The 18676-nt window shown below is 70.5% G+C and carries 22 protein-coding genes; 16 read left to right on the top strand and 6 right to left on the bottom strand.

Going from position 1 to position 18676, the window contains the following annotated elements:
- Nucleotides 1-93: 93 nt before the first annotated feature.
- Entirely contained in the window at nucleotides 94-687 is a 594-nt protein-coding gene (locus tag ACFYSC_RS05675) for a hypothetical protein (RefSeq protein WP_389957155.1), read from the bottom strand.
- 84 nt (nucleotides 688-771) lie between these two features.
- Here ACFYSC_RS05675 and ACFYSC_RS05670 point away from each other — a divergent pair, with 84 nt between their 5' ends.
- The 6 genes from ACFYSC_RS05670 to ACFYSC_RS05645 all read left to right on the top strand — a co-directional run bounded on the left by ACFYSC_RS05670 (nucleotide 772) and on the right by ACFYSC_RS05645 (nucleotide 5286).
- Entirely contained in the window at nucleotides 772-954 is a 183-nt protein-coding gene (locus tag ACFYSC_RS05670) for a hypothetical protein (protein ID WP_389957152.1), read from the top strand.
- Nucleotides 955-988: 34 nt separating this feature from the next.
- Nucleotides 989-1474 (top strand): diadenosine tetraphosphate hydrolase, encoded by a 486-nt coding sequence (locus ACFYSC_RS05665; RefSeq protein ID WP_389957149.1) that lies wholly within the window; start codon nucleotides 989-991, stop codon nucleotides 1472-1474.
- Nucleotides 1475-1695: 221 nt separating this feature from the next.
- A complete protein-coding gene (locus ACFYSC_RS05660) occupies nucleotides 1696-2733 on the top strand; it encodes a sigma-70 family RNA polymerase sigma factor (protein ID WP_389957146.1) in 1038 nt (345 codons plus the stop codon).
- 63 nt (nucleotides 2734-2796) lie between these two features.
- Nucleotides 2797-3630, top strand: a complete 834-nt coding sequence (locus ACFYSC_RS05655) for an SgcJ/EcaC family oxidoreductase (RefSeq protein ID WP_389957143.1) — start codon at nucleotides 2797-2799, stop codon at nucleotides 3628-3630.
- A 522-nt stretch (nucleotides 3631-4152) separates the two neighbouring features.
- Nucleotides 4153-4509, top strand: coding sequence for a VOC family protein (locus ACFYSC_RS05650; RefSeq protein ID WP_389957140.1), 357 nt, complete (start codon nucleotides 4153-4155; stop codon nucleotides 4507-4509).
- A 201-nt stretch (nucleotides 4510-4710) separates the two neighbouring features.
- Complete coding sequence (locus ACFYSC_RS05645; RefSeq protein ID WP_389957137.1) at nucleotides 4711-5286, top strand: DoxX family protein; 576 nt, start codon at nucleotides 4711-4713, stop codon at nucleotides 5284-5286.
- 336 nt (nucleotides 5287-5622) lie between these two features.
- On the opposite strand, the gene ACFYSC_RS05640 is transcribed toward ACFYSC_RS05645, so the two are convergent.
- Entirely contained in the window at nucleotides 5623-6027 is a 405-nt protein-coding gene (locus ACFYSC_RS05640; RefSeq protein ID WP_389957134.1) for a MerR family transcriptional regulator, read from the bottom strand.
- A gap of 73 nt (nucleotides 6028-6100) precedes the next feature.
- Between ACFYSC_RS05640 and ACFYSC_RS05635 the strand changes: the two genes are divergently transcribed.
- Both ACFYSC_RS05635 and ACFYSC_RS05630 read left to right on the top strand, forming a co-directional pair.
- Nucleotides 6101-6961: an NAD(P)-dependent oxidoreductase gene (locus ACFYSC_RS05635; RefSeq protein WP_389957131.1), complete on the top strand. Its 861-nt coding sequence runs from the start codon at nucleotides 6101-6103 to the stop codon at nucleotides 6959-6961.
- A gap of 45 nt (nucleotides 6962-7006) precedes the next feature.
- The gene (locus ACFYSC_RS05630) at nucleotides 7007-7534 is read left to right on the top strand and encodes an aminoglycoside phosphotransferase family protein (RefSeq protein WP_389957128.1); all 528 of its coding nucleotides are present in this window, start codon (nucleotides 7007-7009) and stop codon (nucleotides 7532-7534) included.
- Between the two features lie 329 nt (nucleotides 7535-7863).
- Here the strand turns inward: ACFYSC_RS05630 and ACFYSC_RS05625 are convergent, their stop codons facing one another.
- The 3 genes from ACFYSC_RS05625 to ACFYSC_RS05615 all read right to left on the bottom strand — a co-directional run bounded on the left by ACFYSC_RS05625 (nucleotide 7864) and on the right by ACFYSC_RS05615 (nucleotide 10043).
- Complete coding sequence (locus ACFYSC_RS05625) at nucleotides 7864-8310, bottom strand: hypothetical protein (protein ID WP_389957125.1); 447 nt, start codon at nucleotides 8308-8310, stop codon at nucleotides 7864-7866.
- A 398-nt stretch (nucleotides 8311-8708) separates the two neighbouring features.
- The gene (locus ACFYSC_RS05620) at nucleotides 8709-9386 is read right to left on the bottom strand and encodes a hypothetical protein (RefSeq protein WP_389957122.1); all 678 of its coding nucleotides are present in this window, start codon (nucleotides 9384-9386) and stop codon (nucleotides 8709-8711) included.
- A 48-nt stretch (nucleotides 9387-9434) separates the two neighbouring features.
- A complete protein-coding gene (locus ACFYSC_RS05615; RefSeq protein WP_389957119.1) occupies nucleotides 9435-10043 on the bottom strand; it encodes a CGNR zinc finger domain-containing protein in 609 nt (202 codons plus the stop codon).
- Nucleotides 10044-10069: 26 nt separating this feature from the next.
- Between ACFYSC_RS05615 and ACFYSC_RS05610 the strand changes: the two genes are divergently transcribed.
- The 4 genes from ACFYSC_RS05610 (at nucleotide 10070) to ACFYSC_RS05595 (ending at nucleotide 12907) form a co-directional block, all read left to right on the top strand.
- Nucleotides 10070-10534 carry a GNAT family N-acetyltransferase gene (locus ACFYSC_RS05610; protein WP_389957115.1) on the top strand — a complete coding sequence of 155 codons (465 nt, stop codon included), beginning with the start codon at nucleotides 10070-10072 and terminating at the stop codon, nucleotides 10532-10534.
- Complete coding sequence (locus ACFYSC_RS05605; protein WP_389957112.1) at nucleotides 10531-11694, top strand: MFS transporter; 1164 nt, start codon at nucleotides 10531-10533, stop codon at nucleotides 11692-11694. Before ACFYSC_RS05610 ends, ACFYSC_RS05605 begins: the two co-directional genes overlap by 4 nt.
- A gap of 134 nt (nucleotides 11695-11828) precedes the next feature.
- Nucleotides 11829-12428 (top strand): TetR/AcrR family transcriptional regulator, encoded by a 600-nt coding sequence (locus ACFYSC_RS05600; protein ID WP_389957109.1) that lies wholly within the window; start codon nucleotides 11829-11831, stop codon nucleotides 12426-12428.
- Entirely contained in the window at nucleotides 12419-12907 is a 489-nt protein-coding gene (locus ACFYSC_RS05595; RefSeq protein ID WP_362930938.1) for a cupin domain-containing protein, read from the top strand. The genes ACFYSC_RS05600 and ACFYSC_RS05595 overlap by 10 nt, the downstream gene beginning before the upstream one ends.
- A gap of 132 nt (nucleotides 12908-13039) precedes the next feature.
- Here ACFYSC_RS05595 and ACFYSC_RS05590 read toward each other — a convergent pair whose 3' ends face one another.
- A complete protein-coding gene (locus tag ACFYSC_RS05590) occupies nucleotides 13040-14413 on the bottom strand; it encodes a hypothetical protein (RefSeq protein ID WP_389957105.1) in 1374 nt (457 codons plus the stop codon).
- A 394-nt stretch (nucleotides 14414-14807) separates the two neighbouring features.
- Here ACFYSC_RS05590 and sigK point away from each other — a divergent pair, with 394 nt between their 5' ends.
- Genes sigK through ACFYSC_RS05570 form a run of 4 tightly spaced genes read left to right on the top strand, consistent with a single transcriptional unit; the run spans nucleotide 14808 to nucleotide 18532 of the window.
- Nucleotides 14808-15404 (top strand): ECF RNA polymerase sigma factor SigK, encoded by a 597-nt coding sequence (sigK, locus tag ACFYSC_RS05585; RefSeq protein ID WP_389957102.1) that lies wholly within the window; start codon nucleotides 14808-14810, stop codon nucleotides 15402-15404.
- Nucleotides 15401-16141: an anti-sigma factor domain-containing protein gene (locus ACFYSC_RS05580; RefSeq protein WP_389957099.1), complete on the top strand. Its 741-nt coding sequence runs from the start codon at nucleotides 15401-15403 to the stop codon at nucleotides 16139-16141. The genes sigK and ACFYSC_RS05580 overlap by 4 nt, the downstream gene beginning before the upstream one ends.
- A gap of 37 nt (nucleotides 16142-16178) precedes the next feature.
- On the top strand, nucleotides 16179-17828 hold the full coding sequence (locus tag ACFYSC_RS05575; protein WP_389957096.1) for a molybdopterin-dependent oxidoreductase: 1650 nt from the start codon (nucleotides 16179-16181) through the stop codon (nucleotides 17826-17828).
- A 56-nt stretch (nucleotides 17829-17884) separates the two neighbouring features.
- Nucleotides 17885-18532 (top strand): fasciclin domain-containing protein, encoded by a 648-nt coding sequence (locus ACFYSC_RS05570; RefSeq protein ID WP_389957093.1) that lies wholly within the window; start codon nucleotides 17885-17887, stop codon nucleotides 18530-18532.
- Nucleotides 18533-18676 lie beyond the last annotated feature (144 nt).

Raw genomic sequence — 18676 nt, 5'->3', positions numbered from 1 at the left:
GGGGCTCCGGGGCCGGAGTCAGCGAAGAGTCAGCGGACGTCCTTGAGGCGGGTGGGCCGCGACACTGTGGCGAGACGCTGGCCGGCGGCCGAGTCAGGCATCGGGGTTGTCGAGAATGATGACGGGCGCCTCTTCCACATTCAGCCACTCGCTCTCAAGCCTCATGCCGGTGGCTGCTTCCATGAAGGCGAACGGCGCGCTGCATTTGCCGCGGTAGTCCTGCGGGTCGAGGCTGTCGAGCATGGCGCGAAAGTCGGCCAGGATGCCGGGGTCTCCCTGTTGGATGGTGTGCTCGGGGAAGAGGAAGTCACGCATCCGTGCCCGGATCTCGCCGCCGGCTGCGTAGAGGAGTGTCTCGCCCCCCTTGAAGTGCCAGGTGGTCATCCATACGCGTGCCTCTTTGCTGAGCTCGGTGAGGACGAGGTCGGACGGGGCTATGCCGTAGCTGAATTCGAGGAAACCCCAGCCTCCTTGGCCTTTGAAGACGAAGAAAACGGGTCGGTCCTCCGTGAAAGCCTCCTCCGTGGGGTACTCCATGATGCGATGCTCCGGGTCGCGACCCCCGTTCAGCCGCCGGAGGAGATCGTCCACCGTGATCTCCTCGTTGAGAGGTTGCACGATGATCCAGCAGAGTCCGTTCTCCAGCCACTGGTTCCGCTCGAAGAGGCTGCGGTAGTGATCGATCACATGATCATTATGGTGAAGGCCGGGCAGCATGGTGAAGGCCCGACTCCAGATGGTGGAATCGGGCCTTCTTGTCGATCGGGGACTATGCGGTCGGTTCTGATCTGCACCAGGCCCGGCAGGCGCACCCGGCTCATCTACCGCTTCACCGCCCACGACATCGACGGGCTCGCGGCCCTGGTCAGGAACCGGCTCAAACGCATGCAGTACCAGCCGCGCCTTCTGGAAGGCTTCATCGTCGAGACCGGCCTCGCGCTCTCTGACCTGTGACCTCCGGCGTTCTCGCTCGGTAGGGTCGACGACCATGGTCAACGACTGGCGAGCGGACCGGATAGGAAGTGCCCTGGAGGGCGGCAATCCCACCGTGCTGCGACGGCTCGAAGCCGGCTTCGCGGTGATCGGCGATACCCAGTTTCTGCCGGGCTACTCGGTCCTGCTGGCAGACGAGCCCGACGTTCAGCGGCTATCGGACCTGCCCCGCGCCAGGCGACTGGCGTTCCTGTCCGACATGGATCGGCTCGGCGAGGCGGTCGAGCGGGCCTGCCGCGCCCTGGACCCGGCGTTTCGGCGAGTGAATCTGGAGATCCTCGGCAACACCGATGCCTTCCTTCATGCGCATGTGTGGCCGCGCTACGAATGGGAGCCCGCCCATCTGGTCGGCCGTCCGGTGTGGCTGTACCCGCACGAACACTGGAGCGATCAGCGATTCGCTCTGGGGCCACAGCACGATGCGATGCGTGAGGCGATCAAGCGTGAACTGCATCTGCTCTCGGGAAACGAGCATCCCTGAACAGGGAAGCGATCTTCGAAGTGGCTCTCGCGCCGCAGGTCGGGGTCGCGTCCACGGACGTGGCGTAGGGGTTTTCAGCTGCGTGGCGTGGCGTTGTTCCGTTCGCATCCGTGGATCCGCACACGACGCCGTCTCCCGGCCGGCCCCGGTCCTGATCGAGTGCCGGTGAGTCGACGTAGCCTGACCCGCGTCGGATCGGATCGGGACGGGACGGGTGGCGGATGCGGTTCGGGTCTGGGTGGGCGGACGAGCGTGGTGCGACGGAGCTGCTGGCCGCGGCTCGAGCCGGGGACGATGCCGCTTTCGGATGCCTGGTGGGGCCGCTGCGGGACGAGTTGCGCGCGTACTGCTACCGAATGCTGGGTTCGGTCCACGACGCGGAGGACGCGGTGCAGGAGACGATGGATCGAGCGTGGCGCAACCTGGAGCGGTTCGAGGATCGCGGGTCGATCCGGCCATGGCTGTACAGGATCGCGACGAACCGGTCGCTGACGCTCATCGAACGGCGGGGACGGCGTGAACTGCCTGCGGATCTGAGTCCGGCGGGAGCGCCGCAAGCCGAGGTGACCTGGCTGGAACCGTACCCCGACCGTTTGATGAGGTGGACGGCGGAGCAGGTCCCGGAGGACCGGGCGGTGGCGCGGGAGAGCGTGGAGCTGGCGTTCGTCGCCGCCCTGCAGCATCTGTCCGGTCCGCAACGGGCGGTCCTGGTACTGCGTGATGTCCTGGGCTACACCGCCCGGGAGACCGCCGACACGTTGGAGAGCACGGTCGCGGCGGTCAACAGCGCCCTGCAACGGGCCCGCAAGGTCATGGCGGCCCTGCTCCCGGAGACCACCCAGCGGCGGACGCTGGACGCGTTGGGCGAAGCGAAGCGGCGGGAGCTGGCCCGGAAGTACGCGGCAGCCTGGGAGGCCGCGGACGTCGATGCCATCGTGGCGATGTTGACGGAGGACGCCAGATACTCGATGCCGCCACTGGCGACCTGGTACGCGGGCCACATCGACGTCCGCGGGTTCCTGACCGAGGCGGTGACGAAGCGACGCTGGCGCTTCCTGCCCACTCGGGCGAACGGGCAACTGGCGTTCGGTACCTACATGTGGGACGGGCGTCGAGCCGTCTACGTCGCGGCGGGCCTGGACCTGCTCGCTTTGCGCGGCACCCGGATCGCCGAAGTGGTCTCGTTCCTGGACGCGGACCTCCCGGCGTTCGGCCTGCCGTCGGAACTGGAGGAGAAGCGGTACGGCGATCCGCGATGAGTTTCTGGAGACGCGCGGGTTGTAGTCCCGACAGGAGTACCGACCTGAAGGGACCAGGGGTTCATGCCCACCGACGAAGAACAGATCCGTGACCTGATCGAGCGCTGGGCCGAGGCGGTCCACCGCGGTGATGCGAACGGGGTGGTCGCCGACCACGCCGACGACATCGTGATGTTCGACGTGCCGCCCCCCTACGAGGGGGTGCGCGGCATCGAGTCCTACCGCCGGGTGTGGCCGCCCTTCTTCCGATGGCAGGCGCAGGGTGCCGTCTTCGAGATCGAGACGCTGGACGTCACCGCGGGCGGCGACGTCGCCTTCGCCCACGCCCTGCTGCGATGCGGCACCCCGGAGGACTTCGCCGGGAACCCGGAGAACCGGCTACGGCTGACGTTCGGGCTGCGGAGGCAGGGGGGCCGGTGGGTCATCGCCCACGAGCATCACTCGTTCCCGATCGTTGACGCCGACCGGGACGGCGGCGCCGAACAGGAAGTGCGCCGGCTGCACCGAAGGTGGTACGAAGCCACCACCGCGAGGGACCTGGACGGCATGATGGCCGCCGTCGCCGACGACGTCGTGTCCTACGAGCACGAGGAACCCCTCCGGTATCTCGGGGCCGAGGCCGTACGGGAGGTCTGCCGGCGCAACCTCGGTGCGCCCGGCGTCGCCGTCAGCTGGGACATCCCTGACCTGAAGGTGGTGGCCCGGGAGGACCTGGCGGTCGCCTGGGGGCTCAACCACGTCCGGATCGAGCAGACCGACGGCCGGTTCCTCAGCAGCTGGTCACGGGGGACCCGCGTGTTCGAGCGGCGGGACGGCGCCTGGGTGATGATCCATCAGCACCTCTCCGTCCCGTACGACCCGGGCGCCGGTGAGGCGGAGACCGACTCGCGTCCGTGAGATCTCGCCATGTCGATGCGTTCACCCTCCTACCGGGAAGGGGCCACGGACTTCGGTGAGATTCTGGCCAGGCCGGCACGGTCGTCCGGCGCGGCGAGCACGGACTCGGTCATGTCGCGGCCGGGCTGCTCACCGAGGCCGGGCGCTCCCGCGGCCGCGGTCGCGACCAGGCCCGGATCGGTGACCGGGACCGGGTCGACGAACCCGCTCCGTCGGCGTGCTCGCCGCTCACCTCCGCGGCCACCGCCGCCGACCGGATCCTGCCCACTCCGCCGGGACCGACCGCGGTCACCGCCGGTGCGCCCTGGCCGGCTCGGTCAGCCCGACCCGTTCGCTCCCCCGACCGATGAACGAGGTCAGCGGGATCGGCGGAACCGATGCCGGGCCGGATTTGCCGCATGCCCTCCGTGATCCATCCGTGCTGACGATCCGTGGTCGCCACGGACGCGCAGCGGCCGATCCGGGCGAAAAGCTGAGCACACGCAAACAGGGGGTCGATGTGCCCCGGACGACAGGAGTACCATGACCGGCTCTTCCTCCCAGGCAATCAAGACCGTGCTCCATCCCGTGTCCGATCTGGCCAAGGCCAAGGCGGTGTACTCGGCCCTCCTCGGTGTCGCGCCACAGACCGACTCGCCCTACTACGTCGGCTTCGAGGCCGGGGGACAGCACATCGGACTGGTGCCAGGCGGTGGACCGCAGGGCATGACCTCACCGGTGGCCTACTGGCACGTTCCGGACATCGAGGCGAAGCTGGCCGAGGTGATCGCCGCGGGGGCCATCGTGAAGGAGGCCGCGCACGATGTCGGCGGTGGCCGCCTCGTGGCCACCGTCACCGACCCCGACGGCAACGTCCTCGGACTGCTTCAAGACCGATGAACGCCGACGCCGGCGCCACGCCGAGCACCGGCTCACCCGTGACGACTTCAGGGCCATCGGCACCCTTTTCAAGATCGGGTACATCGAGGTTTTCGGAGGGAGATCTGCCATGAGCGGCATCGGAACGACGGGCCACCTCGTAGAGAACCGCCCGCAAGGCTTCTTCCCCGGCGAACTCCATGAGAAAGGCAGCAATAAAGCATGAACGGGCATGTCAGCGCCAACCTGCTCAGCGGCGAGAACATTGAGCGGCAGCCTGGGAGGCGCGGAACGAGGTTCACGCTCAACGGTGCACTCTGGTCACTGCAGGCGTTGTTCGGCTTCTTCTTCGCCGGGAGCGGTTTCGGCAAAGTGCTGTTGTACGACGGAGCTCTGTATGCGGCGGCGCCCCGGGCCGTGGCCTGGTACGCCGCGGTGCCGCAGCCTCTGATCGTCTTCATCGGGGTCTGTGAGGTGCTCGGCGGTGTCGGCCTGATCCTGCCGGCGATGACGGAAGTCAAACCGATGCTGACGCCGCTCGCCGCCGTCGGCCTGACACTGACGATGATCCTCGCCGCTGGTTTTCATATCACGCGCAACGAATACGCATTGGTGCCCGCGAATCTCTTGCTGGGAGGCGTCGTGGCGTTCGTCGCGGTCGGACGATGGAGGCTACGGCCCATCGCGCCCGCGCCCATCACCACCTCACGCGCACTCATGTCGTTCGCGGTCCTCGTCGCACTGGCCCTGCTGACATTCGCCCCGACGTGGTACACGATGACCAACGTCCGATTCTGATCACTCTGGTTTCACACGCCTGTTCCCTCACCCAGCCGGAACGGATCAGGGAGGGTACCGAGCGGGGTACGCCCGGAGGAGGCGCTGGACCGGCGGCCGTGAAGGGGCCGGACAGCCCTTTCCGCTTTGAGAAAGGGACGAGGCCCAACGTCGACACGATCGCATTGCGGAAGGCGGCGCCGGCCTGCATCACCTTCTGCTCGACGTGGATGTGCGGATCGGCCTCGCTCATCTGCGCCTTCATCCAAATCTCATGACGTCACGGTTTCCGGCAGAGGAGATCCGTGCCCCAGGTCCGTGGACGAGCCCCGGGCCCGGAGGGTTCCCACGGGCGGTTCAGGCGAGGACGGGCTCCTGTCCGGCACAGCCGGGGGGATGGCTCTCGCCGGCCATTCGTTCGGCTGCGTCGATGTAGTCGGCCAGGGCGCCGCGTGACTGGGCGAGCCTGGCCATCCGGTCGTCCAGCCGCTGCAACCGGGACCGCATCGCGACCAGCAGTTCGGGACATCCGAGCAGTTCCGGGGCCTCTCCGGCCGCGCAGGGCAGCAGGTACGCGATGTCCTCGGAGGACAGGCCCGCACCGAGCAGGTGCCGGATCTGCTTCACCCGCAGTACGGCGTTCTGGTCGTACTCGCGGTAGCCGTTCGCGCCGCGGGCCGCCTCCAGCAGGCCCTGGGCTTCGTAGTAACGCAACTGATGGGTGTTCACACCCGTCCGGCGACTCAGCTCCCCGATCAGCATGGAAACCTCACTTGACCTTCACACCGGTATCAACGTTGACGATGCTGCCATGAACAGCGGAACCGATACATCCGTGACGGTCATCGGACTCGGACTGATGGGCCGGGCGCTCGCCAGGGCGTTCCTGAGAGCCGGGCATCCCGTGACCGTGTGGAACCGTACGGCCTCCAAGGCCGACCGGTTGGTGGCCGAGGGTGCGCGACCGGCGCCGACGGCCGGCGACGCGCTCGGGGCGAGTCCCCTGACGATCATCTGCCTCACCGACTACCGGGCCGTGCACGAACTGCTCGGCGCGAGCGGCGGCGCGCTGGACGGCAGGACGTTGGTCAATCTGACCTCGGGCACCTCGGCTCAGGCCCGGGAAGTCGCCCGATGGGCCGAGCGGCGCGGCGTCCGTTACCTGGACGGCGCCATAATGGCCGTCCCGCCGGCGATCGGGACCGCCGATGCGGTGATTCTGCACAGTGGGCCGCAGCCGGACTTCGAGGCGCACGAGTCGACGCTCGCCGTGCTCGGCACCGTCACCCACCTCGGCGCGGACCACGGGCTGGCGTCCCTGTACGACGTGGCCGGTCTCGCCATGATGTGGAGCGTCCTGAACGCCTGGCTCCAGGGCACCGCCCTGCTCAGGACGGCCGGGGTCGACGCCGCGATGTATGCGCCGTTCGCGCGGCAGATCGCCGCCGTCGTGGCCGAATGGCTGCCCGGGTACGCCGAGCAGATCGACAGCGGCTCCTTCCCGGCCGAGGTGTCGGCCCTGGAGACCGACGTGCGGGCGATGACACACCTGATCGAGGAGAGCGAGGCGGCGGGTGTCAACGCCGAACTGCCGAAGCTGATCAAGGCGATGGCCGACCGCTCGATCGTCGCCGGACACGGCGGAGAGCAGTATCCCGTGCTGATCGAGGAGTTCGGCAGACCCCACGACGACTGACCGGTCCCGGCGCCGGGAGTGCCGGTGGGGTAATACGCCTGGAACATGGCCGAGGTCGCGGCGCTGCTGCGGGACCTGCGGGTCTTCGCTCCCGTGCCGGGTGAGCACTCGGTGCTGCGGCCTCTGTCCCACCGCGTCGGCTTCATGTTCGGCCTGGCCGACCGCAGGCTGGCGGCGGCCGGCACGGCCGACCCGGTCGCCTCGGCGGTGCTCCGGAGAGCGCGGGCGGCGGCCCTGGAGCGGGCAGCCGACGGGCCTGCGGGACTCGTGCATGGCGATCTTCATCCGGGCAACGTGCTGTCCGGCCCGGACGCCCGTCTGGTGGCGATCGATCCGAGGCCCGCCTGGGGCGACCCGGACTTCGACGCCGTGGACTGGGTGCTCGAGGAAGCCGCGGATCTCACCGCGCTGGAGCGAAGGATCGAGGAGTTGGCGGCACTGGTTCCCGGTCAGTGTCCTCGTCGTGTGCTGGGCTGGTGCCGGGCCCTGGCCGCCCTCATCGCGGTCCCCCGGAGGCGCGCGGGGCGAGACGACGCACAGACCCGGTTCCTCATGGCTCTGGCCCACGGCTGATCCCTTCGCCGGCCCCAGCCGGTCCCCGTGTCACCGGTCATCCAGCGATCTTCCACCATCCGGCGTCCGGAACCGGATACGGGCGCGGGTCCTGCCAGGATCGGCCGTCGACGAGACCGGGGCGCGGGGCGAACGGAAGGCGGAGCAAGCTCACCCCTGCCGATTGGGAGCGATCATGTCCGGCGTCGGGATGGGCGCGGCCCTTCCCGGACGGAGCCGGTCCGGCGCCTCGGTGACCGTCCCCACCTGGAGGGCTCCGGCCTTCCGCCGGCGATATGTCCTTCGCCATGGAAATCGGCCCGGCGTCATCGATTCCGGCCCGGCCGGGCTCAGGGCGAGTAGTCGATCCAGAGATACCAGACGGGCGCATCCGAATCGGCGTCGTCGCTGGGACCTTCGATCAGCACGTCGATCTCGCCATGCGCGAACTTCTTGGTGGCGACCTCCTGAATGTCGGACGGATCGAGCTCCTCGAAGGGGCCGGTGAAATGCCAGCCCTCTCGGTGAAATGCGGCCAGCGCCTTTCGCGCGTTGTCGACACCCGACACCGTCACGACCACCATGCCGTCGCTGTCCGGGTCGGACTGACAGTCATCCTCGAGTTCGACCGACTTGACCGAGCCTGCGGGAAGCAGCCGGATCACTTCCTCTTCGAGCCGGGGCGCCTGCTGTGCCGCCCGCTCCTTGCACTCCGCCACGTGAACGCCGCACGAAGGGATGGGGGACAACAGCACGGTGATTGTCAGGGCCGAGACCAACCCCTTGATCAGACTCACGACCCCAAGCCTGACATGGCCCTCGGCGCCGTGCCAGACTTTCGGATCTCACCGTCCCCGGAAGCGTTGCCGGCCGACCGGCCCCATGCCGGTCAGGCGATCACCGACCGGGCCGGAACCGTGCCGGTGCGGACAGGCGAACGGGCCGGAACCGATGACATCGGCCCCATTCGAAAGGCACAGGGCAACCGGTGAACGCCCGCGCCGGGTGCGGTCGCTTCCCGCGAGGATCGATCATGTCTCCCGTTCCCGGGCGAGGTCGGAACTCACGGACGTTCACGGCCGCTTTTCGCGCGCGAAACCGCGCGGGCCCTGTCGCGGTCCCGCGAGGCGTGTGATGGTGACGCCGGGTGCCGGAGCCCTCCGAGTGCCTCCGCCGGTCAGGGGTCGCGATCTCGCTACGAGAGGTAGGGGCTGAAATGGTCGGCGACGGCCTCCGCGATCGCGGCGGCGTCGAGGGAGCCGTCGACTTCGATAACGCGGATGCCGAGCCGGTGGGCGTTGCGGACGGCGTCGTCCGCGACGAGGCGGTCCCGGGCGAGGCGGTTGGCCTGTGCGCGGGCCGGATCACTGACGCGGTGCCCGAGCGAGGCGGCGCGCGGTAGTTCCCGGAGCTGGCGCCGGCGGAACTCCGGCGTGGGCACCATGACGACCATCCGGCGCGGTGAGTCGATGATGGGCGCGACGAGTTCCGGACGGAGTCCCCAGCCTTCGGCGATGATCGGGTGGCCCGAGACGAGCGCGCGCAGGTCGTCCAGGACCCACCCGAACCGGTCCGGGAAACCGGCCAGGGTCGCGGCGGCCATCTCCTCCGGGGTGGTGTGGACCCACATCCTGTCCGGGTCGGGCTCGGTGGCCGGCTCGCCGAGGCCGACGCGACGGGCGATCCGGCGGTCGTTGTGCCCGCGGGCGTCGTGGTAGTCGTAGTGGTAGACGGTGACGCGGCATCGGGCGGCCAGGAGCCGGGCCACGGTCGACTTTCCGGCCCATTGGCCACCGCCGATCCACAACGCGCGGCGCAACGTGCCGAAGGGGTCCCAGACGTCGCTTCCCGCAAGAGAGTCATGGCCGGTCATCCGGGTCCTCCTGTTGTCTCCTGCCGTCTCCTGTGTCGAGACCGTCTCCTACGTTGAGACGCGATCGGTCATGGACGCCGGGGCCGAGGGGCCGGCGGGCGGTGCCGGCCACCGTCGCCCGCCGGCGAGCCGGGCGGGGGGTGTGGACTGACGGGCGCGGTGGCGGCGTACCGCGTCCCGGTTGGCGCACGGCTGGGAACAGTAACGCTGCCGGGCGGTGCGTGAGGTGTCCGCGAAGATCCTCTCGCAGTCGGCGGCGGCACACCGTCCGAGCCGGTCCATGCCCCGGCTGACGAGGTGCATCGCCGTGCCCACGGAGATCAGCGCGAACAGCACCGCGCCGAGCGGCTGCAGGTCGTCGCGATAGTGCAGGTGCCAGCCGTGGGCGTGGTCGGTCAGCCGGGGGTAGGCGGCCGACCGGGCCAGCATCTCGTTGACCAGCCCGGCCTTCGCGCGCTCGTCCGTGGCGTCGACGACCTTCGTCCAGGCGTCGACGACGGCGAGGGTCTGGTCGAGATCCGACGGTTCGACGGGGCGTTCCAGCACCAGGCCGGCCGCGCGGCAGCGGTCGGCGAGTTCGCCGGCGCTCGCCGGCGGGCGGTTCGCCAGTTCCGCGGCGAAGTTCACCACATCCGCGCCGTAAGGGTTGAGGTGCATAAGCCCATTACATCAGCCTGTACGCCATGACGCGAACAGCAACAGAGCATGACATTCCCGAACTCGTCCGTCTCCGGACACTGCTCTTCGACGACCTCGGCGGCGACTTCTTCAACCCGGCGGACGCCGGTGACGACTGGCGCGACGCGCTCGCCCGGGTTCTCCGGCGGAAGCTGACCGAGCCCGACTGCCGGATCCTGGTCGTGGACGGCGGCACCGGCCTGGCCGCCTGCGGCATCGGCACGATCGAACAGTGGTTCCCCGGCCCCCACTCCCGCAACGGGAGGATCGGCCACGTCATCGGCATGGTCACCGACCCGTCGCACCGGCGGCGCGGGTACGGCCGGGCGGTCATGCTCGGCCTGCTCGACTGGTTCCGCGACCGCGACGCCGTACGGGTCGACCTCACCGCCTCCCGCGAGGCGGAGCCGCTCTACCGGCGGCTCGGCTTCGCGGACCACCCCGACCCCCTGCTGTGCTGGAAGCCGTGAGGACGTCGCGATACCGCTGGGTCATTCTGGGTGTCGCGACCTTCACCCAGGCCGCGGCCGCGTTCTTCGTGCAGGGCATCGGCGCGATGAGCGTCCACCTGCAACGGGACCTGGGGCTGAACGCGACCCGGCTGGGCCTGCTGCTGTCGGCGGCTCAGCTGCTTCCGCTGGCCGGGTTGCTCGTGGCGGGACGGCTGCTGGACCGCCACGACGAACGCTGGGTCGTCGGGATCGGTGCTCTCGTGGTCGCCGTCGCGCTGGCCGCCGGAAGCGCGGCCCCGGGGTACGCCTCCCTGCTCGTGGTCCTGCTGATCGTCGGTGCGGGGTACAGCACCGTCCAGCCGGGCGGCGGTAAATCGGTGGCGTCCTGGTTCGACACGTCGCAGCGTGGCCTGGCCATGGGTGTCCGCCAGGCGGGGCTCCCGCTCGGAGGCGTCCTCGCCGCCCTCGCGCTCCCCTCGCTGGCGACCGCCTTCGGCTGGCGGTCGACGCTCGTGGCGGGCTCGCTCGCCGCGCTGTCGGGCGCCGTCGTCTTCATGGCCTTCTGCCGCCGCCCACCGGGCCGGCGACCGACGCCGGCCGCGTCCCGCGTGCGGTTGGAGCTGCTCCGCGAGCCGTACATGAAGAAGATCGTCTTTTCCGGTGTGAGCATGGTGTCGGTGCACAGCGGCGTGGGCGTCCTCACCGTGCTGTACCTGCACGAGGTGACGTCCATGGACGCCGCCCCGGCGGCCCTGGTCTACGTCGCGGTCCAGTGCGCGGGCGCGCTGGGCCGTGTCTGCCTGGCGGCCTGGAGCGACCGCCACCGATCCGGCCGCTACGCCTGCGTCCTGACGTGCCTGGCCGCCGTGATCGTCGGGATGACCGCGTTGGCGACCCCCGTCGGCCGGTCTCCCGTCGCGGCCTGCGCGCTCTTCGTCTGGCTCGGCTTCTTCGGAATCGGCTGGTACGGCCCCTGGGTCGCCTACGCCGCCGAGTCGGCGCCGCCGGGCCACACCGGATTCGTCCTCGGCCTGGCCATGGCCGTCAACCAGGTGGCGGTCGTCCTGGCGCCGGCCGCGCTCGGCCTGCTCGCCGACCTGACCGGTGGTTTCGCGCCCGCCTGGGCCCTGCTCGCCGCGCTGACCGCCGTCGCCCTGACGGTGACGGCCCGGCTGTGACCGGTTCGGACGGCCGGCCGTAGCCCTCACCGCCGTCCCCGGCCGCCCCGCCATTACGAAACCGCGGTTGCGTAATGGCGGGGCGGGGAGTAGCTTTTATTTCGCTACACGAGTTTCGTAACAGGGAGGTCGGCATGGCGCCTCGGGGGCGGCCGCGTGACATGCAGGTCGACGAGCGGGTGCTGCGGATCGCCGCCGCCCTGCTGTTCGAGCGCGGCTACGCCGGTCTGTCCATCGACGAGGTGGCCGAGCAGGCGGGGGTGGCCAAGACCACGCTGTACCGCCGCTGGCCGACCAAGGACCATCTGGCCGTCGCGGTGGTGGCACGGCTGCAGGCCGATGACGAGATCACCGACACCGGCGACATCCGGGCCGACCTCGTCGACTACCTGGAGAAGATCGCCGCCGGGCTCAACCGCATGCGCGCGGCCGGGCACCGCCGGGGGCCCTCCGCCGGAACGGCCGGCGAGCTCGTGGCCGCCGCGGCCAGGCACGAGGACATCGGCCGGCTGACCCGCGAACAGTACGCCGAGCGCAACGCCATCGCGCTCGCCCTGATCGAGCGGGCGCGCGTACGCGGAGAGCTGCGCGCGGACCTCGACGCCGAGGCGCTGTTCGACCAGCTGGCCGGCGCCCTCTACTACCGAGTGATGATCACAGGCGCGCCTGTCGACCGGGCCTACGCGGAACGGCTCGTGTCATGCGCGCTCGAAGGGAACCTGACATGTCAATGATCGTGGAAACCGCCGTCGTCCACGCGGTCGACGCCGAGACCATCGGCTCGCCCACGGCGACCGGACGGCTGCTGCTCGACTCCGGCGACACCGGCGGCGCGCTGAGCACCATCCGGATGACGCTCGCCGAAGGCGCGGACGGCGCCGTGCCCCACCACCACGCCACCGCGACCGAGCTGTTCTACATCCTGGAGGGCAGGGCCCGCGTCCTGTCCGGCGAGGAGATCGTGACGCTGGAGGCGGGCGACGTGGCGGCCGTGCCCCCGCTGACACCCCACGCGTTCGCCGCCGCCCCCGGCCACACCGCCGACCTCCTCATCGTCGTCGCCCCCGGCATCCAGCGCTTCGAGTACTTCCGCCTGCTCGACCGCCTGCGCCGGGGCGAGGCCACGCTCGACGAACTGCTCGCCTCCCAGGACCTCTACGACAACCACTTCCTCGACAGCCCCGCCTGGACCCGCGACCGCCAGGCGTCCTGACCCCCGGCTGCGTCGAATCGAAGACGGCGACGGGCCGGATCCAGCCAGGCGCCGAGCGGACCTCCCCCCGGAACGCGTCGCGGACGCGCGCCGCGTCCCCGGGTCGGATGGGTTCTCAGGCCGGACGGTCTCTCAAGCGGACATCTGGTCGTAGCGGACGCGCATGCCGTCCACGAGGGTCTTGAGCGCGGCTGAGGTCGGCAACCAGGGGTCGGCCGGCGACACAGTGGCCTGAGCGACGAACTGATCGGCGAGGCCGGTCATCGGCGTCGCGGCGTTCGTCACGTCCGCGACCAGCAGGTGGGCCGCGTTCCCCGCGGGCGGGGCCGCTCCGGCCGGCAGCACGTGCACGGTGTTCTGCGCCAAGCCCCAGCCCACCAGCTGGTGCAGATCAGCCAGAACCTCCTCCATCACCGCGAAGTCGTAAGCGGTGATCAAGGGAAGCTCCGGTGCGACGTCGGCCCGGGTGGTGGAGCGGCCCTCGGCCCCGTGGTGCAGGGTCATCGAGATCTGCTCCGACTCCAGCATGAGCTGCCGGAGCAGTAGTTCGTCCGGTGCGGTGCCCAGCCACACCCACGAGGTCTGATACCGCTGTACGTATCCCATCCGCTGCCACACCCACAGCGACCGGGCCCAGGCTCGGGTGAGCCGCTGCTGCGCCTCCGTCATCGCCTCGCGCACCTTGGCCTCCTGCTGAGCCGTCAGGGCCGGGCCACCCGGAGGGCCGAGCACGGTGAGCGGAGCGGGCGCGGGCAGGGTCAGGCCCGCATGGCGTCTGGCCACCTCGGCGTAGTGGTCGGCGTTGGTGCTCTTGATCGGCCAGGCGGCCGTCGCGAAGCCCGGTGCGCCGAAGTAGAGGTGATCCGTGATGTCCGTGCTGGCTATGTGGAAGGACTCGTGCAGCAGGGTGCGGATCCGGCCGTCGGTACGGGCGTCCACGAACGTCTCGGGAACGGTCAGCGACCTCGGCGAGGACGTCGCGCCGGCGCCCTGAATGCTCAGATCACCCCGGTGGTCCAGCAGGATCAACCGGTTGTCGTGGAGACGGTTCAGCCCTTCCGCGGCTTCGGTGAACGTCTTCCTGATCCCCGGCACCCTGGTGTTGTCCGGGAGGGCGAAGACGGCGATGATGTGCGCGTCGGCGTTACCCGCGGCGATCTGGGTGAGAACGGCGGTCACCTCGTCCACCATGGTCTTCAGCACCGTCAGGCCGGGGTTCTTCGGAGGCTGGTTCTGCCGGGTTCCCGCCTGCATGACGTACGGGGTCCTGTCGTTGAAGACCTCGATCAGCTTTTCCAGGGTGTCGTCGGCCGTCGCGTTCGTGTAGTCCAGCGGGGCGGCGGTCCGGGCGTAGCCGTCCACGCCGGTGCCGCCCAGTGCGACCCGTAGCGCGCCGAGGTCGCTCTGCCGTACCCGGCCGTACGCGCGCCGTACCATCCGGTGCAGCGTCCTGCGGAGCGGGGGTTGAGAGAGCCGGGGGTGGGTGAACGGTTCGTTCCGGGTCACACCGCTTAATGGCAGCATGAGTTCCCTTTCTCGTTCGGCGTCTTCCCTCGCGACGAATGTCGCACACCAGATACGACGCCTGTTTTAAAAACGCGTTTACCGGGATACTCGAATTCGGCGAAGAGATTCGGTGCGCCTCCGGGTCCGTGGAGGCGGTTCTCCGGTGTGCTGGGATTTCCTTCCGCGGCGGAGCGTGCCGGGAGCCGGCCCCCACGCTCGAGGAGGAAATGGGAGCACGCGCGTCCCGATCCGCCACGCCGTGCCGGTGCGCCCGTCCCCGCGCCGGGTGGGTGAGGGGATTCGCCGGTCAACGGATGTGCCGACCCATCCGATACGCGACCGGCGACGAAGTTCCTGTGGCCGGTGCCGTGCCGGCAGGGGCAGGAGGGGGCGCATGGGAGCGCGTGGCCGGTCGCCGATCGGCGAAGACCGTCCGGATGATTTCTCACCGGGGCTGAAGGAACTGCTGCAGGCGGTCGGCAAGGGTGATCGTGAGGCGTTCGAGCGGTTGTACGAGGTGCTGGCTCCTCGGGTGTTCGGGCTGGTCCTGAGGGTGTTGCGGGATCGGGCGCACAGCGAGGAGGTGGCGCAGGAGGTCCTGGTGGAGGTGTGGCGCAGCGCCACCCGTTACGAACCGGACAAGGGGTCGGTGCTGGCATGGGTGCTGACCATCGCGCACCGGCGGGCGATCGACCGGGTGCGTTCGGCGCAGGCGGTCATGGATCGGGAGGAACGGGCGGCGCGGCTGGAACCGTACCGCCCCTTCGACGAGGTGACCGAGCTGGTGGTGGGCCGTCTGGAAGGCGAGCGGCTGCGCCGCTGCCTGGAGGGGCTGACCGAGTTGCAGCGTGAGTCGGTCACCTTCGCCTACTACGGGGGCCACTCCTACCGGGAGGTCGCCGAGCTGGTCAAGGCGCCGCTGGGGACGGTCAAGACACGGATGCGAGACGGGTTGATCCGGCTGCGGGACTGCCTGGGAGTGGAGCGATGACAGAGCGGCGACAGGAGTTCGATCCCCACACGCTGGCGGGAGCGTACGCGCTCAACGCCCTCGACGACGAGCTGGAGCGCCGCCGCTTCGAGCGGCACCTTGCCGGATGCCAGGAATGCGCCCGGGAGATCACCACGCTGATGGAGACGGCGGCCAGGATGGGCGCCGCGGTGGCCGCCGAGCCGCCGTCGAGTCTGCGGGCACGGGTGATGGCCGAGATCGAGCAGGCCCGGCAGCTTCCCCCCGCCGTCGCGCGACCACGCCGGCGGCCGGGAGGGTGGCGGCCCTGGCTGGCCGCGGCCGGCGTGGCCGCGATGCTGGCGGCCGTGGTGGCCATGGGCGTCACGACGTTGCAGACGCGGAGCCGGCTGGAGGAGATCCGCCGGAGCCAGCAGGAGATCACGGCGGTGATGACCGCCCCGGACGCCCGCACCTCGACGGCCGTGTCCGGCGGGATGCGGGGCGGCGTGCTGGTCTCGCGGTCGGAGAGGCGGATGGTGTTCTGGGCCTCCGGCCTGCCCGACCCGCCCGCGGGCCGGGTCTACCAACTGTGGCGGCTGGCGCCGGGGGAGATCAGCTCGGCGGGTCTGCTCACCGTCAGCTCGGGCAGCGCCACGCCGGTGCTGGTCACGGCCGGCGCGGGGACGGCCAGGCTGGGTATGACCCAAGAGCCGGCCGGCGGTTCCCGGCAGCCCACCGGCGACCCGATCCTGCTGGTGGACATCCCGGCCGCCTGACACCCATCCGATCGGGGAGCGGCTCCGAATCCCTGGTGTGACGGGTGAGAAACGAGGCTTCACGGCAGCCGCCTACGGGGTGCTGGCCGGGATCCTCTCCATGGCCATGGCGGAGCTGGCGGCGGCGCTGATCGGGCGACCGCAGGCCGGCCCGCCGGCGGCGGTCGGATCGGCCTTCATCGATCTGACCCCCGGATGGCTGAAGGACTTCGCCATCCGCACCTTCGGCAGCGCCGACAAGCTCGTGCTGCTGCTCGCCCTGGCGGCCGGGTTCCTCCTGACCGCCGCGGCCATCGGTCCGGCCGCGCTCCGGCGACCGCGCGTGGCCATCACGATCCTCTCCGGGGTCGTGGCGGTCGCCGGGGCGGCGGTCCTGACCAGGCCCGCCGTCCTGCCCGTGGACGTCCTGCCGTCGGCGGTCGCGGTCATCACCGGCGTGATCACGCTTCGGCTGGTCGGCCGCCTTCTCCTGTCGCGCGACCGTGTCGCGCTCGGCGACTTCACCCGGAACGACGACGGCCGTGAAGGGGGCCACGATGACCGCTTCACCTGGAACGAGGGTCGCGAAAAGGCCCACGACGACCTCCTCGCCCGGAAGGACGACGGCCGCGAGGGGGCCCACGGCGACCTCGACCGGCGCGTCCTCCTCACCGCGGGCGCCGGCATGCTGGGGCTGGCCGCGCTCGCCGGCGGCGGGAGCCGCGCGATCACCGCCCTGCGGCGGCCCGGCGTCACGGCGATCGCGCTCCCACGCCCGGCGCGCCCGGCCCCGCCCCTGCCCGCCGGTACGGACCTGGCGGTCCCCGGCCTGTCGTCGTTCACCACCCCCGCCACCGCCTTCTACCGTGTCGACACCGCGCTCGTCATCCCCCAGGTGGACCCCCACGACTGGACGCTGCGCATCCACGGGCTGGTCGATCAGCCCGTCGAGCTGACCCTGCGGGAGGTGCTGGCCCGGCCGCTGACCGAACGCGACATCACCCTGACGTGCGTGTCCAACGAGGTCGGCGGGCCGTACGCGGGCAATGCCCGCTGGCTCGGCCTGGATCTCGCCGCGCTGCTGCGCCAGGCGGGCGTCCGGCGTGGCGCGGCGCAACTGCTGTCCCGCTCGGCCGACGGCTGGAGCGCCACCACCCCGCTGGAGACCATCCTGGACGGCCGCGACGCGCTCCTGGCCATCGCGATGAACGGCCGGGCGCTCCCGCCCGAGCACGGCTTCCCCGCCCGCCTGATCGTGCCGGGGCTGTACGGCTACGCCTCGGCCACCAAGTGGGTCACCGAGCTCCACCTCATTCCGCCGGGCGGCGGGCGGTCCTACTGGACCCGCCGGGGATGGGCCGAACGCGCCCCGATCAAGACCGCCTCCCGCATCGAGGTTCCCAAGCCCTTCGCCACCGTGCCCGCCGGCCCGGTCATGGTCGCGGGCACCGCCTGGGCCCAGCACCGCGGCATCGCCGCCGTGGAGGTCGGCATCGACGACGGCCCCTGGCGACAGGCGCAGCTCGCCGCCACCCCCGGCCCCGACACCTGGAGGCAGTGGAAGCTGCCCTGGAACGCCACTCCCGGCCGGCACCGCCTTGAGGTCCGCGCCGTCGACGCCACCGGCGCCGTCCAGACCAGCCGGCGCGCACCCACCATTCCCGACGGCGCCACCGGCTGGCACTCGGTCCTGGTGACCGTCACCTGAATCCCCTGTTCCACCGTCTGTCCGCCTGTTCACACTCAGACAAGGAATCAATAAAAATGATCAAGAACAATCGCCTTGCCGTCGCTCTGCCCCTGCTGGCCCTGGCCGTGTCCCTGACCGCGTGCGGAGGCGATGCCGACACCGGCGCCGACATGGGCGCGGCGCCGTCCACCGGCAGCGCCCCGATGGCCACCGGCGGCGGCGCCCCGACTGCCGGCGAGTCCGCCGCGGCCGCGCCGTTCGGTACGGCCTGCTCCGCGGTCCCCGCCTCGGGCAAGGGCAGCTTCACCGGCATGGCCGAGGACTCGGTGGCCACCGCGGCCTCCAACAACCCGGTGCTCTCCACCCTGGTCGCCGCGGTGAAGAAGGCCGGCCTGGTCGACACCCTCAACTCCGCCGAGGACATCACCGTCTTCGCCCCGACCGACGACGCCTTCGCCAAGATCGACAAAGCCGCGCTCGACAAGGTGCTGGCCGACAAGAAGATGCTCACCGACATCCTCACCTACCACGTCGTCCAGGGCCGCAAGACACCGGCCGATCTGGCCGACGGCTCGTTCGCCACGCTGCAGGGCGGCAAGGTCACCACCAGCGGTTCCGGCCAGGACTACACGGTCGGCGGCGCCGGCGTGGTGTGCGGGAACGTGTCCACCCGCAACGCCACCGTCTACATCATCGACACCGTCCTCATGCCCAAGAAATGATCTCGGGGGCTGGGCTCCCTGAACCGCCCCGGGCCGACGGAGACGTCGAGGACCCGGAAGGACGCCGATCGCGGCCGCTCCCAGCGGGCGCCGCGGGCGGCTGTCCGAGCGAGCGGACCCGGCAAGGACCCGGCCGGGGGAGAG

The organism is Streptosporangium sp. NPDC004379 (genome assembly GCF_042873875.1).
GTDB lineage: Bacteria > Actinomycetota > Actinomycetes > Streptosporangiales > Streptosporangiaceae > Streptosporangium.
This window is presented reverse-complemented; position numbering and strand designations above follow the sequence as displayed.